Annotated in this window: 14 protein-coding genes and 1 tRNA gene; 5 read left to right on the top strand and 10 right to left on the bottom strand. The window is 70.8% G+C overall.

Annotated features, from left to right (window positions below):
• The first annotated feature begins 67 nt into the window (after positions 1-67).
• Entirely contained in the window at positions 68-2,086 is a 2,019-nt protein-coding gene (gene pknB, locus ACZ7MF_RS27100) for a Stk1 family PASTA domain-containing Ser/Thr kinase (protein WP_471480455.1), read from the top strand.
• 85 nt (positions 2,087-2,171) lie between these two features.
• On the opposite strand, the gene ACZ7MF_RS27095 is transcribed toward pknB, so the two are convergent.
• The 5 genes from ACZ7MF_RS27095 to ACZ7MF_RS27075 are packed head-to-tail and all read right to left on the bottom strand — an operon-like array spanning position 2,172 to position 5,638.
• A complete protein-coding gene (locus ACZ7MF_RS27095; RefSeq protein ID WP_471480453.1) occupies positions 2,172-2,930 on the bottom strand; it encodes a class E sortase in 759 nt (252 codons plus the stop codon).
• Between the two features lie 13 nt (positions 2,931-2,943).
• Positions 2,944-3,984: a class E sortase gene (locus tag ACZ7MF_RS27090; protein ID WP_471480451.1), complete on the bottom strand. Its 1,041-nt coding sequence runs from the start codon at positions 3,982-3,984 to the stop codon at positions 2,944-2,946.
• Positions 3,981-4,619 (bottom strand): aminodeoxychorismate/anthranilate synthase component II, encoded by a 639-nt coding sequence (locus ACZ7MF_RS27085; RefSeq protein WP_115743067.1) that lies wholly within the window; start codon positions 4,617-4,619, stop codon positions 3,981-3,983. The genes ACZ7MF_RS27090 and ACZ7MF_RS27085 overlap by 4 nt, the downstream gene beginning before the upstream one ends.
• Entirely contained in the window at positions 4,616-4,813 is a 198-nt protein-coding gene (locus tag ACZ7MF_RS27080; RefSeq protein WP_162832944.1) for a hypothetical protein, read from the bottom strand. The genes ACZ7MF_RS27085 and ACZ7MF_RS27080 overlap by 4 nt, the downstream gene beginning before the upstream one ends.
• A gap of 45 nt (positions 4,814-4,858) precedes the next feature.
• Positions 4,859-5,638, bottom strand: a complete 780-nt coding sequence (locus ACZ7MF_RS27075) for a DUF881 domain-containing protein (protein ID WP_471480449.1) — start codon at positions 5,636-5,638, stop codon at positions 4,859-4,861.
• 150 nt (positions 5,639-5,788) lie between these two features.
• Between ACZ7MF_RS27075 and crgA the strand changes: the two genes are divergently transcribed.
• On the top strand, positions 5,789-6,043 hold the full coding sequence (gene crgA / locus ACZ7MF_RS27070; protein ID WP_003975080.1) for a cell division protein CrgA: 255 nt from the start codon (positions 5,789-5,791) through the stop codon (positions 6,041-6,043).
• A 223-nt stretch (positions 6,044-6,266) separates the two neighbouring features.
• On the opposite strand, the gene ACZ7MF_RS27065 is transcribed toward crgA, so the two are convergent.
• Together ACZ7MF_RS27065 and ACZ7MF_RS27060 are read right to left on the bottom strand one after the other, a co-directional pair.
• Entirely contained in the window at positions 6,267-7,160 is an 894-nt protein-coding gene (locus tag ACZ7MF_RS27065) for a rhomboid family intramembrane serine protease (RefSeq protein WP_471480447.1), read from the bottom strand.
• A gap of 104 nt (positions 7,161-7,264) precedes the next feature.
• Complete coding sequence (locus ACZ7MF_RS27060) at positions 7,265-7,798, bottom strand: peptidylprolyl isomerase (protein WP_003975078.1); 534 nt, start codon at positions 7,796-7,798, stop codon at positions 7,265-7,267.
• Between the two features lie 320 nt (positions 7,799-8,118).
• Here ACZ7MF_RS27060 and ACZ7MF_RS27055 point away from each other — a divergent pair, with 320 nt between their 5' ends.
• On the top strand, positions 8,119-8,817 hold the full coding sequence (locus tag ACZ7MF_RS27055) for a DUF5324 family protein (RefSeq protein ID WP_471480445.1): 699 nt from the start codon (positions 8,119-8,121) through the stop codon (positions 8,815-8,817).
• 115 nt (positions 8,818-8,932) lie between these two features.
• Here the strand turns inward: ACZ7MF_RS27055 and ACZ7MF_RS27050 are convergent, their stop codons facing one another.
• Positions 8,933-9,709, bottom strand: coding sequence for an isoprenyl transferase (locus tag ACZ7MF_RS27050; RefSeq protein WP_356862002.1), 777 nt, complete (start codon positions 9,707-9,709; stop codon positions 8,933-8,935).
• A gap of 397 nt (positions 9,710-10,106) precedes the next feature.
• Positions 10,107-10,179 (bottom strand) — tRNA-Ala (locus tag ACZ7MF_RS27045).
• Positions 10,180-10,359: 180 nt separating this feature from the next.
• Here ACZ7MF_RS27045 and ACZ7MF_RS27040 point away from each other — a divergent pair.
• Together ACZ7MF_RS27040 and ACZ7MF_RS27035 are read left to right on the top strand one after the other, a co-directional pair.
• Entirely contained in the window at positions 10,360-10,908 is a 549-nt protein-coding gene (locus ACZ7MF_RS27040; protein WP_104636363.1) for a helix-turn-helix domain-containing protein, read from the top strand.
• Positions 10,909-10,994: 86 nt separating this feature from the next.
• Positions 10,995-12,692, top strand: coding sequence for a serine/threonine-protein kinase (locus ACZ7MF_RS27035; protein WP_471480443.1), 1,698 nt, complete (start codon positions 10,995-10,997; stop codon positions 12,690-12,692).
• Between the two features lie 37 nt (positions 12,693-12,729).
• On the opposite strand, the gene ACZ7MF_RS27030 is transcribed toward ACZ7MF_RS27035, so the two are convergent.
• Positions 12,730-14,046 carry a hypothetical protein gene (locus tag ACZ7MF_RS27030; RefSeq protein WP_471480441.1) on the bottom strand — a complete coding sequence of 439 codons (1,317 nt, stop codon included), beginning with the start codon at positions 14,044-14,046 and terminating at the stop codon, positions 12,730-12,732.
• Positions 14,047-14,048 lie beyond the last annotated feature (2 nt).

The raw sequence follows: 14,048 nt of genomic DNA, 5'->3' as shown, positions 1-14,048 counted from the left end.
GCCGGACGGCAGCCTCCGACCGTACAAGCATGCCGGTCGGGACCGACGGAGAGGGCTGGTAGTAACCATGGAAGAGCCGCGTCGCCTCGGCGGCCGGTACGAGCTGGGCCCGGTGCTCGGCCGTGGTGGCATGGCGGAGGTTTACCACGCGCATGACACCAGGCTCGGACGCCAGGTGGCGGTGAAGACGCTCCGCGCGGATCTCGCGCGCGACCCGTCCTTCCAGGCCCGCTTCCGCCGGGAGGCCCAGTCGGCCGCCTCGCTCAACCACCCCGCGATCGTGGCGGTCTACGACACGGGCGAGGACTACATCGACAACGTGTCGATCCCGTACATCGTCATGGAGTACGTCGACGGCTCCACACTCCGTGAGCTGCTCCACTCCGGCCGCAAGCTGCTGCCGGAGCGGACGCTGGAGATGACCATCGGCATCCTCCAGGCCCTGGAGTACTCGCACCGGGCCGGCATCGTCCACCGCGACATCAAGCCGGCCAACGTCATGCTCACGCGCAACGGCCAGGTCAAGGTCATGGACTTCGGCATCGCCCGCGCCATGGGCGACTCCGGCATGACGATGACCCAGACCGCCGCCGTGATCGGCACCGCCCAGTACCTCTCCCCGGAGCAGGCCAAGGGCGAGCAGGTCGACGCCCGCTCCGACCTGTACTCCACGGGCTGCCTGCTCTACGAGCTGCTCACGGTGCGCCCGCCCTTCGTCGGCGACTCCCCGGTGGCCGTCGCCTACCAGCACGTGCGCGAGGAACCGCAGGCGCCGAGCGTCTTCGACCCCGAGATCACGCCCGAGATGGACGCGATCGTGCTGAAGGCCCTGACCAAGGACCCCGACTACCGCTACCAGTCGGCCGACGAGATGCGCGCGGACATCGAGGCCTGCCTCGACGGCCAGCCCGTCGCCGCCACCGCCGCACTGGGCGCCATGGCCGCGGGCGGCTACGGCGCCTACCCCGACGACCAGCCGACCACCGCCCTGCGCTCGGACGGAGGCGGCGGCGCCACGACCATGCTGCCGCCCATGAACCCGGACGACGGCGGCTACGGCTACGACGAGCGCCCCGACCGGCGCCGCCAGCAGCCCCGCAAGAAGAACACCTCCACGATCTTCCTGGTGCTGGCCGGCATCCTCGTCCTCGTCGGCGCCATCCTGATCGGCAAGTACGCCTTCAGCGGGGACGGAGGGCCGGGCAACGACAAGGTCCCGGTGCCCGCCTTCATCGGCCTGAGCAAGGCCGACGCCCAGCAGCAGGCCGACAACATCGACCTGGTGCTGACGTTCAAGCAGCAGGAGTGCGAGGACCAGCCCAAGGGCAACATCTGCGCCCAGGACCCCAAGCAGGGCACCGACGTCGAGAAGAAGTCCACCGTCAACCTGGTGGTCTCGACCGGCGCACCCAAGGTCGCCGTCCCGAACGTCATCGACAAGAACATCGACGAGGCCACCAAGCAGCTCGAGGACAAGGGCTTCGAGGTCGAGACCAAGCAGACCGAGTCCTCCCAGGACGAGGGCACGGTCCTCAGCCAGGACCCCGACCCGGGCAAGGAACTGGAGAAGGGCTCCACGGTGACCCTGGAGGTCGCCAAGGCCGAGGAGAAGGCCACGGTGCCCGACGTCGTGGGCCGCACCTGCGACGAGGCCAAGGCCCAGGTGGAGAGCGGCGGCGACCTGACGGCCGTCTGCACGGACCAGCCGACGAACGACCCGAACCAGGTCGGCAAGGTCATCTCCACGACGCCCCAGTCCGGCACACAGGTCGACCCGGGCTCGAAGGTCACGATCGTCGTCGGCAAGGCCGTCGAGAAGACGAAGGTGCCGGAGATCCGCAACAAGACCGTCGCGGAGGCCCGGCAGATCCTGCAGCAGAACGGCTTCACCAACGTGCAGATCCAGCAGGGCTCCCCGGGAGACGACAACGCGAGGGTCGTCGCCTCGAACCCGCAGCCCGGCAGCGAGGTCGACGACCCGGCCGCCACACCCGTCACGCTGGTGACCATCCCCGGCAACGGCGGCGGAAACGGCGGAAACGACAACGGCGGCACCATCGCCGGCCTCCCAGGCTTCGGCGACTGACCCACCCGCACGACCGACCGGAGCCCCGGTCCCTCAGCTCAGCTGAAGGACTGGGGCTCCGTCGTACGCGTCGGCCCGGTGAGCCTCAGCGCAGTTCCCTGGGCGGTGTCCGGTCGCCGTCGACCTTCTCCGTGCGGACCAGTTCGCCCCAGACCACGTAGCGGTAGCGGCTCGTGTAGACCGGGGTGCAGGTCGTCAGGGTGATGTAGTGGCCGGCCTTCTTCTTGCCGGACTCCTTGGGGACGTCGTCGAGGACGTCGACGTTGAACTTCGAGGTCTCGCGGAGGACGGCGTACGTCTTGTACACGTACCAGGTGTCCTTCGTCTCGAAGACGATCGGGTCCCCCTCCTCGATCCTGTCGATGTTGTGGAACTTGGCGCCGTGCCCGTCGCGGTGGGCGGCGAGCGAGAAGTTGCCCTTCTTGTCCGAGGTGGGCAGCGTCGCCTTCACCGGGTCGGTGTAGTAGCCGGCCACGCCGTCGTTGAGGATCTTCATCGACGTGCCCTTCTCCACCAGGACGTCGCCCTCGCCCATCGCCGGGACGTGCAGGAAGCCGATGCCCGCCTTGGTGTCCAGCGCCCCCGGGCCGCTCGGGCCGTCTCCCACCCGGTCCTGGGCCCAGTTGTCCCGGACCTTCTCGGCCTGTCTGTCCGCCGCGCGGTCGGCGACCACGTTCGTCCACCACAGCGAGTACACGACGAACAGGCCCATCACCAGGCCCGCGGTGATGAGCAGTTCGCCGAGGACGCTGACCGCCTGCGCGACGATCCGGCCGGGACGACGCCGCCCGCGACCGCCCGCCTCGGCCTGCTCCTGGTGCTCCGTGTCGGTGGTCGCTGCCACTGGTCATCCGCCCTTAACTGACGAGCGCATCCGGCTTGCCCTTGCTGCGCGGCCGTTCCTCGACCATCTTGCCCCACACGATCATGCGGTACTTGCTCGTGAACTCCGGCGTGCAGGTGGTGAGGGTGATGTACCGGCCGGGCCCCTTGAAGCCGGACTGCTTCGGGACCGGGTCCAGCACGCTCACGTTGCTCGGTGAGGTCACCGGCAGGATCGACGCCATCTTGTAGACGAAGTACTTGTCCTGCGTCTCCACGACGATCGGGTCGCCCGGCTCCAGCTTGTTGATGTACCGGAACGGCTCGCCGTGCGTGTTGCGGTGCCCCGCGAGCCCGAAGTTGCCGGTCTTCGCATCCGGCATCGCCGTCTTCAGCCCGTCCTCCGCGTAGTGCCCGACCATGCCCCGGTCCAGCACCTTCTTGCTGCTGATGCCCTCCGCGATCGGCACCACCACGTCCAGCTTGGGGATGTGCAGCAGCGCGAACCCCTGGCCCGGTTCGAACGACCCGGGACTGCGCCTGCCGTTCGCCCAGTCGTCCTGGAGGTTGCTCGCGGCCTGGTTCGCCTGGGCGTGCGCCCGCACGTTCGTCCACCACAGCTGGTAGGTGACGAACAGCAGCATCAGCACACCGGTCGTGATGAAGATCTCACCGATCGCCCGGCTCGCGACCACCGCGGCACCGGGCTTGCGCGCCCGAGCCTGCCGACGGGCCTCCACGCGCGACAGAGGCGCCTTCGGGGTCTCCTCGGCCTCTTCCTCCGGAGCCTGGCCCCTGGGCGCCCCACGGCGCCCGTGACGCCGTTTCGCGGCCTTCCTGCGGGCCGCGCGACCCCCACCCACGGGACCGTCCCCGGCAGAAGCGGCGGCGGAGCCGCTCCCGGCGGCCGTCCGGCGCACCGGGGGCTCCGGGACCCGCAGCGCCACCGTCTCGTCGTCGGGAAGCGGCGGCCGGTACTGCTCCCCGAACGCACCGGAATCCCCGTACGGCTGCCCGTACGAGGATCCCTGGTCACCGGCCGTGCCGGAGTCGCGCTCGGGGCGCAGCGCGGTCACGCCGTGGCCCTGCCCACCACCGGGGCGAGCCCCGCCGACCTCGCCACCGCGTCCTGGTCGCCGCACTCCACCAGCCAGTTGGCCAGCATCCGGTGCCCGTGCTCGGTCAGCACCGACTCCGGGTGGAACTGCACGCCCTCGACGAGCAGTTCCCGGTGACGCAGGCCCATCACGATCCCGTCGGGCGTACGGGCCGTCACCTCCAGCTCGGCCGGCACCGTGGCCGGCTCCGCCGCCAGCGAGTGGTACCGCGTCGCCGTGAACGGCGAGGGCAGGCCCGCGAAGACGCCCCGGCCGGTGTGCTCCACCGGCGAGGTCTTGCCGTGCAGCAGCTCCGGCGCGCGGTCCACCACACCGCCGTACGCCACCTGCATCGACTGCATGCCCAGGCACACACCGAAGACCGGCACTCCGGTGGCCGCGCAGTGCCGCACCATCTCGACGCACACCCCGGCCTGCTCCGGCGTGCCCGGGCCCGGCGACAGCAGCACGCCGTCGAAGCCGTCCTGGGCGTGCGCCGTCGACACCTCGTCGTTGCGCAGCACCTCGCACTCGGCGCCGAGTTGGTAGAGGTACTGGACGAGGTTGAAGACGAAGCTGTCGTAGTTGTCGACGACGAGGATGCGCGCGCTCACTGGTTGTCCACCGTCACATCGTTGAAGGGCAGCAGCGGTTCGGCCCACGGGAAGACGTACTGGAACAGGACGTAGACCACGATCATCGCCAGCATGAGCGAGAGCAGCGCCTTCACCCAAGCGTTCCCCGGCAGATGCCGCCAGATCCAGCCGTACATGCCGTCCCTTCCGTCGCACCACGACGCCAGACTCACGCCGTACCGCACCAGACTAGCGGCGCGCGGCCCTCGGGAACGGCCCTAATCCACAGGCCGGGCGTAGTGCAGGTCCGCCGTGCCGGAGTAGCCGGGCAGGGTCACCCGGCCGTCGTCCTCGACCTTCCAGCCGAGCCCGTACACGTTGACGTACACCATGTAGTTCTGGATCGCCGGCGACTTCGCCAGCGCCTTCTTCAGCCGCCCCGGGTCGCCGACCGCCTGGATCTTGTACGGCGGTGAGTAGACGCGGCCCTGGAGGATCAGCGTGTTGCCGACGCAGCGCACCGCGCTGGTGGAGATCAGCCGCTGGTCCATGACCTTGATGCCCTCGGCGCCGCCCTGCCAGAGCGCGTTCACCACGGCCTGGAGGTCCTGCTGGTGGATGACCAGGTAGTCGGGCTGCGGCTCCGGGTAGCCCGGGAGCTTCGCGGTGGCGTCCGGCGGGGCGTCGTCGAGCGTGACGGTGATCGCCTCGCCCTTCAGCTTCTGCGTGCCCGCCTTCTCCTCCAGCGCCGCGAGCTTGTCGTCCTCCGACTTCGTACGGCCGTCGTCGCGCTCGGCGAGTGATTCGACGTCCTCGCGCAGGGTCCCGTTGGACTCCTCCAGGTCGCCGTTCTCCCGGCTGCGCTCGTGGATGAGATCGGACAACTTGAGCAAAGAGGAGTCCGTCCGGATATTGGTGCCCTTCGCGGTGTTGAAGCTGGTGAAGAAGATAAGTCCCGCGAGTGCGAAGACGGCCGCCGTGAGCACCCGCACGGGCCGGAAACGGCGTCGGCGGACTGGGCTGGATCCCGTCCCGGGGGAGTCGGCAGAATTGCTCAACGTACCCTTATCTCCTTCGGCGCCACGGAAGGACTACGCTAACGGACGCCCGGGGGAGCGCTCAGAGTCCCCTCGTCCCATGTACGCCGCACCCGAGACCGAGCCCCGTTCCCTGCGCGGCCACGCAGCGCATCGACAGGAGAGACCCTCGTGCCGAAGTCACGTATCCGCAAGAAGGCCGATTACACGCCGCCGCCCTCGAAGCAGGCGACGAGCATCAAGCTGACCAGCCGCGGCTGGGTGGCGCCGGTGATGCTGGCCATGTTCGTCATCGGCCTGGCCTGGATCGTCGTCTTCTACGTCACCGACGGTTCCCTGCCCATCGACTCGCTGGGCAACTGGAACATCGTGGTGGGCTTCGGTTTCATCGCCGCGGGGTTCGGCGTCTCGACGCAGTGGAAATAGCGTTATCCACAGGCGCTGTCCACACGCTGGGGAAAAAGAAAGACGATCTGTGGATAACCCACCCGGCGTTGACGCCGGTGTGACGGAATTACCGGCTGGACCTAGCTTCCGAAAACATGTTCGCCCCCTGCCTGACCTGCGACAACACTGGTCAGCGACAGGGGGCACATGTGTTCCCGCACGCTGTGCACAAGATCCGCCACCTACTGTGGACAACGGGCGCTCAGGTGAGCTGCGCCGACCTCAACAGGGTCAGGCCGACGACGACCAGGAGGACCAGCGCACAGGTGCCGTACTGGACGAGCGTGCGCCGCTCACGGGGCGCGTGGAGCATGGCGTAGCCGATCACGGCACCCGCGACGAGGCCGCCGACGTGGGCCTGCCAGGAGATGTTGCTCCGGGTGAAGGTGAAGATGAGGCTGATCACCAGCAGGATGACGACCGGCCGCATGTCGGCGTTGAGCCGGCGCACGAGGGCGGCGGTGGCGCCGAAGAGGCCGAAGATCGCGCCGGAGGCGCCGAGGGTGGCCGTGGTGGGCGAGGCCAGCAGATAGGCGAGCACGCTGCCGGCGAGGCCCGAGACGAGGTAGAGGGCGAGGTAGCGGGCTCTGCCGAGGGCCGCTTCCAGGGGGGCGCCGAGGAACCAGAGGCTGATCATGTTGAAGCCGATGTGCCAGATTTCCTCGTGGGTGAACATCGTGGTCACCAGCCGGTACCACTCGCCCTCCGCGACGCCCTCGGTCGGGACGAAGGGGGCGGGGGGCCAGCGTCCGATGAGCACCATGTCGCTGAGGAAGGACGACGGGAGCGCCTGGACGGCGATGAACACCGCCACGTTGATCCCGATCAGGATCTTGGTGACGAGGTGGGGGTCGGCGGCGACGGTGCCGCCCGCGAGGGTGCGGGGGCGGGAGGCGCTCGGGGCCGGGCCGGTGGCCCCCGGTGTGCGGCCGGCGGCGCAGTCGGGGCAGTGGAAGCCGACGGAGGCGTTGACCATGCAGTCCGGGCAGATGGGGCGCTCGCAGCGGGTGCAGCGAATGCCGGTCTCGCGGTCCGGGTGGCGATAGCAACCGGGCGGGCTCTGGGCATCCGGTCGGCCGGCGGCCGCGTGGTCCATGGCATCCCCTCGGTCGTCCCTGCGGGCGGTGTGTGCAGATGCACCGCCCCGCCCTTCTCTACGGATGAGCGGGGCGTTTGGTTCCTGCCCGGTGTGGCGGGGCGTCAGGCGTTCCGTGTCTCGACGACGACCGACTCGATGACGATGTCGGTGAGGGGCCGCTCGGTGCGGGGGTTGGTCCGGGCGGCGGCGATGGTGTCGACGACCTTCTGACTGGCCGCGTCGGTCACTTCGCCGAAGATCGTGTGCTTGCGGTTCAGCCAGGTCGTCGGGGAGACGGTGATGAAGAACTGCGAGCCGTTGGTCCCGGGGCCGGCGTTGGCCATGGCCATCAGGTAGGGCTTGTCGAAGGCGAGGTCGGGGTGGAACTCGTCGGGGAACTGGTAGCCGGGGTCGCCGGTGCCGTTGCCCAGCGGATCGCCGCCCTGGATCATGAAGCCGCTGAGGACCCGGTGGAAGACGGTGCCGTCGTAGAGCCTGGCCATGGATTTCTCGCCGGTGGCGGGGTGGGTCCACTCCCGCTCGCCGCGGGCGAGCTCGACGAAGTTCTTGACGGTCCTGGGTGCGTGGTTCGGCAGCAGCCGGACCTCGATGTCACCTTGGCTGGTCTTCAGGGTGGCGTAGAGCTGCGCGGCCACGAGGTGCCTTCCGTCGTCCTGTTGTGCGCACCGATCCTCGCACGGTCGGGGGTGCGTTCGGCGCTCTTACCGCTGGGTCACGAGCGTGGGGCGCCGATCCGTGGCATGGTCGTGGACAGGCTCGTGTTGCCCGGTATTCATCGGTTATTGACGTTGATCAGCTCTTGTTCGCAACTTCATCACCACTTGCCCCAGAGGACGCGGCGGCATCGTCCGTGACCCGGATGCCCGCCCTCGCATGCCTGGCGGTGCGTCCCCAGGCATGATCCGTAAAAGGGTGGAAAGTCGAATTACCGTACGCCACCGAGGAGGAGGAACCCGTGACCCGCATCGACAGCGTGCGCGCCGCGACCGGTTCGGCGAAGGACAGCGTGCTGCACGCCGCGGAAGTGGTGGCGCCCTACGCCGACACGGCCAAGGACAGGGCCGCTCACTATGCACAGGAGGCGCGCGTACGGCTGGCGCCCAAGGTGTCGCAGGCCACGTGCCAGGCACGCCTGCAGTACGGCACGCATGTGGCGCCGCGGCTGGAACAGGCCCGTACGCATGTGCCGCCGAAGATGGACGCGGCCGCGCAGGAGGCCGCTGTCCGTACGCGTCTGGCCGCTCGGCAGGCGGCCGACTACTCACGTCCGAGGATCGAGCAGGCAGTGGCCGCGGCGGGTCCCGTGCGCGACGAGGCCACGGCCCGCGGGACCGCCGCGCTGGCCGCGCTGCGTGGTCAGGTCACGGCGAAGGAGATCCAGAGGCTGACGCGCAAGCACCAGCGCCGGGCCAGGGCCGGCCGGGTCGCCAAGGTTCTCGCGGTGGTGGGCGTCGTCGCGGGTGGCGCCTTCGCCGCGTGGAAGTGGTGGGACAAGCAGGCCAACCCGGACTGGCTGGTGGAGCCGCCGGAGGCGACGGAGGTTCCCGAGTCGGGGCGGCTGACGTCGGTGGACGGCACCGGTGAGGCGGTCCTCGATCCCGAGGTGCAGGCCAAGCAGGCCCAGGATGAGGCGGAGGGCGACGAGCCCCGCTGATTCCGGCTCGCCGTAGTGGCGCCGGCCACCTTCTGTCGTTTGTTCACCGCCGCGGGGCGGGAGACCGTGAGTCTCCCGCCCCGCGGCGATGTTTCACGTGAAACGGCGACGGCGTTCAGCGGCCGTAGCGGCGTTCCCGCAGGGAGTAGGAGCGCAGGGCGCGCAGGAAGTCGATCTCCCGGAAGTCCGGCCAGTACGTCTCGCAGAAGTGGACCTCGGCGTAGGCGGACTGCCAGAGCAGGAAGCCGGAGAGCCGCTGTTCGCCGGAGGTGCGGATGATGAGGTCGGACTCGGACCGTGTCTTGGAGTACAGGTGCTTGGAGATGTGCTCCATGGTGAAGGTCTCGATGAACTCGTCGATGTCGCCGCCCTGGGAGCTGTGCTCGGTCAGGGCGGAGCGCACGGCGTCGACGATCTCGCGTCTGCCGCCGTAGCCCACGGCGACGTCGACCTTGGTGCCGCCCTTGCGGCCCTGGGTGGCGGCGGTGGCGGTCTTGAGGCGGCTCGCGGACTCGGCGGGCAGCAGGTCCAGGGCTCCGACGGCCTCGACGGGCCAGGGGTTGCCCGGTGCGGCCAGCTGCTCGACGACCTCGGCGATGATGTCGATGAGCGGGTTCAGCTGCTCTTCGGGCCGGGAAAGGTTGTCGTCGGAGAGCATGAACAGGGTGACGTGCTCGATCTTGGCGGAGTCGCACCAGCGCAGGAAGTCCAGCACCTTGGCGCCGCCGGCGCGGTAGCCCTCGCGGGGGTCGTCGATACCCGACATCTTGGCCCACCGGCGGTTGCCGTCGAGCATGATGCCGATGTGCTGGGGGCGTGGGCGTCCTTCCAACTCTCTGACCAGCCGCTTCATATAGAGCGCGTCGAGAGCGGCCCGTACCTTCGCCCGCATGGTCTACCCCTTCCACCTCGTCGGTAGCGACCGGACGGCTCCGACGGCGATGAGCCACGTGGCACCGCCCCGCAGGGGTCTGCGCTGATGCCCTGTGGGGTGACGATATCAAGAGCAGACAGCGCGGCCGGGGCGCCGAGAGAGGCCCGTCCGGGGCCTGGTTCTCGTAATGGCGCGGGCGCCGGAGCGCTGTTCCACGTGCTCAACTGGCCCTTTCCCTCCGGTCGTTGTCGATCATCCGGGCGGTGCGTGCGGTGCCGGGCACGGTGCGAGGGCGGCGACGGTGAGGAACGTCTCCGTCCGCCGGCGCCCGCGAGGGCGGGCCCACCGCGGCCCCCCGGAATCGAACAGAGCGCCTCCGATCTACGTTTCCGCAGGTCGGAGGCGCTCTTGACGGTGGAGCCTAGGGGAGTCGAACCCCTGACATCTGCCATGCAAAGACAGCGCTCTACCAACTGAGCTAAGGCCCCTCGGGTGGCGTCGTCGGTCCTGGTGTCGCGGACCGCCGGTCGCCGCGGACAAGAGTACCGGGTCGCCCCCCGTATCTCACAAATGATTGGGGCTCCCGGGGAACGACCACGCTCCGTAAGATGCTCGGCGTGGTTCGCTGGAGCGAACTGCGGTTTTTGGGGAAGCGATGGGGAGACGCAATGGACGCCGCACAGCAGGAAGCCACCGCAAGAGCGCGGGAACTGCAGCGGAACTGGTACGGGGAGCCGCTGGGGGCGCTCTTCCGCAGGCTTATCGACGATCTCGGTCTCAACCAGGCTCGTCTCGCGGGAGTGCTGGGGCTGTCCGCGCCGATGCTGTCGCAGCTGATGAGCGGCCAGCGGGCGAAGATCGGCAATCCCGCGGTGGTCCAGCGGGTGCAGCTGCTGCAGGACCTGGCGGGGCAGGTCGCCGACGGCAGTGTGAGCGCGGCCGAGGCCACGGAGCGCATGGACGAGATCAAGAAGTCGCAGGGGGGCTCGGTGCTCAGCAACACCACGACGACCACCAGTAGTTCGGGTGCGCCCACGGTCAAGCGGGTGGTCAGGGAGATCCAGTCGCTGCTGCGCTCGGTGGCGGCCGCCGGAGACATCATCGACGCGGCGGACTCCCTGTCCTCCTCGCATCCGGAGCTGGCGGAGTTCCTGCGGGTGTACGGCGCGGGCCGCACCTCGGACGCGGTCGCGCACTACCAGTCCCACCAGAACTGATCCCGTGGGTCCGGTCGCCGAGGGGGTCGGCGGCCGGGCCCGCGGGAGTGGCGCGACAGGTCCCAGGGGAGGAGCGGCGCACAGCCATGGGTGAGGTCTTCGCGGGCCGGTACGAGCTGGTCGACCCGATCGGCCGGGGCGGGGTGGGTGCCGTCTGGCGCGCCTGGGACCACCGGCGCAGGCGTTATGTGGCCGCGAAGGTGCTTCAGCAGCGGGACGCGCACTCGCTGCTCCGGTTCGTCCGTGAGCAGGCGCTGCGGATCGATCACCCGCATGTGCTCGCCCCCGCGAGCTGGGCCGCCGACGACGACCAGGTCCTGTTCACCATGGACCTGGTCACGGGCGGCTCGCTGGTCCACCTGGTCGGGGACTACGGTCCGCTGCCGCCCGAATTCGTGTGCACGCTGCTCGACCAGCTCCTGTCGGGCCTGGCGGCGGTGCACGGGGAGGGGGTGGTGCACCGTGACATCAAGCCCGCCAACCTGCTCCTGGAGGCGACGGGGACGGGCCGTCCGCGCCTGCGGCTGTCCGACTTCGGCATCGCGATGCGGCTGGGTGAGCCCCGGCTGACGGAGACCAACCTCGTGGTGGGGACGCCGGGTTATCTCGCGCCGGAGCAGATGATGGGTGCGGAACCGGACTTCCCGTCGGACCTGTTCGCGGTCGGTCTGGTCGCGCTGTATCTGCTGGAAGGGGCCAAGCCGGACGCCAAGGTGCTCGTCCAGCACTTCGCCGAGCACGGTACGCCGCCCGCGCCGCGGGGGATTCCCGAGCCGCTGTGGCAGGTCGTGGCGACGCTGCTGCAACCGGACCCGCCGGCGAGGTTCCGTACCGCGACCGGGGCGCGCAAGGCGCTGGCCGCGGCGGTGGAGCTGCTGCCGGAGCCCGGGCCCGACGACGAGCTGATCGAGATCTTCGACCAAGTTGGGCCGCTGCCCACGGGGTTCGGTCCCGAGGGCCCACTCAAGAGGGCCTCCGGCGTGGACGGCGTACCGACGGACCCGCGACGCCCTGCGGGCCCGCCATCGGCCGCAGCCCCGCCCACCACTCCGCCGACACCCCCCTGGCAGGGCACGCCCCCGGCCCCGCAACCGGACCGGACGCCTTCGGCCCCGCAACCGGCCGGCTCGCCGCCCGACCAGGACTGGCCGTCGCCCGGCGTCCCGAGCCCACCCGCGACGGGCCCGGACTCGGCACCCATGTCCACCCCGCCCGGCCTGCCGGGCCCGCCCGCGACAGCGACCGGCACACCCTCCGCTCCCGGACGACCGCCCACCGACCCGGGCCTGCCCCTGCCGGGTGCGGCGCCTGCCTTGGGCAGCGCCCCGTCCGGGCAGGACTGGACGCACTCCGAGGAGGCGCCCCTGGCCGAGCGGGCGGGTGCCATGTCGGAGACCGGCAGTTTCCACCTGCCGCCCCCGCAGCCGACCGTCACCCCGGCGTCGGAGGCGGCGGCCGAGGCGGCGCAACCGCCCGCACCGCACCCGGCGTTCACGGGCGGGCCGCAGCACCTGCCGCCGGACCGGGCCCCCGGCGGGACCCAGTACCCGGCACCGCACGGGCCGCCGCTCCCCGCCCAGTCCCTCGCGCCGTCCCCGGCGATGCGTGCCGACGTCCCCACCGCCGCGTACACCGCCCGGAACCCGCGGTCCGCCGCTCCCGCCCCGCACCGTGGGACACGGCGCCGCCGCCGTCCCGGTCCCCCGGCGCGGGTGGCCCTGCCGCTGCTGCTGCTCGCGCTGGCCTGTTACGCCGTGGGCTTCTGGGCGCTGACCCGGATCTGAGTCCGGGCCGCCGGACGGCTGGGTCCTGCTCCAGGTCCTACGGCTGGGTCCTGCGCCGGGTCGTCGCCGTCCACACGGCCAGGCCGAGGAGCAGCAGGCTGCCGGTGCCGATGCCGCCGACGGCGACCGCCTTCATGGCGAGGTCGTCGTCCGCCGCCCCGCCGGCCGGGGCGGCCACCCGTTCCTGCGCGGAGACCTCGAAGAGGCCCTTCGGCCGGGGCTCCCCCGCGTACCCGGGGCCGGTCCCCGCCGATCCCCCGAGTCGCAGACGCAGCGTCAGTGCGAAGGGGCCCTGGCCGAAGTCGTCGGCCACCTGCGCCGCGAGGTGGACCACGACGTAGTAGTCGCCGGCGAACCGCAGCGCACCGACCTGTCCCGCGGTGGCGTACCGGTTGGAGTACGCCACGGGCGGCAGGGGAGCGAGGCCGACCGTGGTCGTGCGCCCGGTGTAGCCCTTGGCCGCGTCGTCCACCTCGTCGCGCACGGGGTTGTGCAGGGCCAGTCGCAGGGCACCGGTGGCATAGCCGGCGGCGTCCGCGGAGCCGGCGAGTTCGGCGCTGGCGTACACCTGGCGGCCCCAGTCGACCGGCACCTTGTAGTAGAGGGTCTCCCCGGGCCGGATGTCGTCGCGCCAGACCCCCTGCCCGACGAGGGTGGCGTGGGCGAATCCGTTGCCGCCCGGCCGGCGCTCCGGCTCGCCGGCGAGGGGTTCGGGCGAGGCGGAGTCCCAGGTCTCGGGTGCCTTCGTCGCGCCGGTCTCGCGCGGGCGGGGCTCGGTGGCGACGGTGAGTTCCAGGTCCCAGTCGTCCGGCGGGGAGTCCTGGGGCCGGGTCCGCTCGACGCCCACGTAGTACCTGCCGGGCTCCTGGCACCGGTGGGCGGCGGGGTCGATCTCGCGCATGCCCCGGGCGGTGACCGGGCGGGGGCTGCGGGCGGCGCCGAAGGTCGCGCTCTGCACGGAGCACGAGCCGCCGTCGGCGTCCTGCACGGAGACCCGGATGCCGTCGACCGCGGTGACCTCCCCGTCGGCGCCGGGAACGGCGGTGACGGAGACGTAGGCGTCCGAGGCGGCGTCGAGTTCGAGGCGGTAGTAGAGAGTCCCGTTCCTCGGCAGGGAGCTGCGGTACGTGGCGCCCGCCTCCAGCGGTTCGGCGCCCGCCGTGGCACTCGCGCCCGCGATCCGTACGGCGTCGTCGGCGAAGCCGTACCCGGCGGCCGAACCGGCCGAACCGGCGCCGAGACCGACCGCGAGGGCCGTGGCACCGGGCAGGGCGGCGGTCGTGGCCAGTACGGCGGCCACCACGGCCACGCGCCCCGTCGCGGCGCCCCGTCGAGCCGTACACCACCGTCCCATGA

The organism is Streptomyces sp. NPDC111628 (assembly GCF_055635195.1).
The sequence above is the reverse complement of the archived record's forward strand: the minus strand, read 5'-3'. Positions and strand labels throughout refer to the sequence as shown.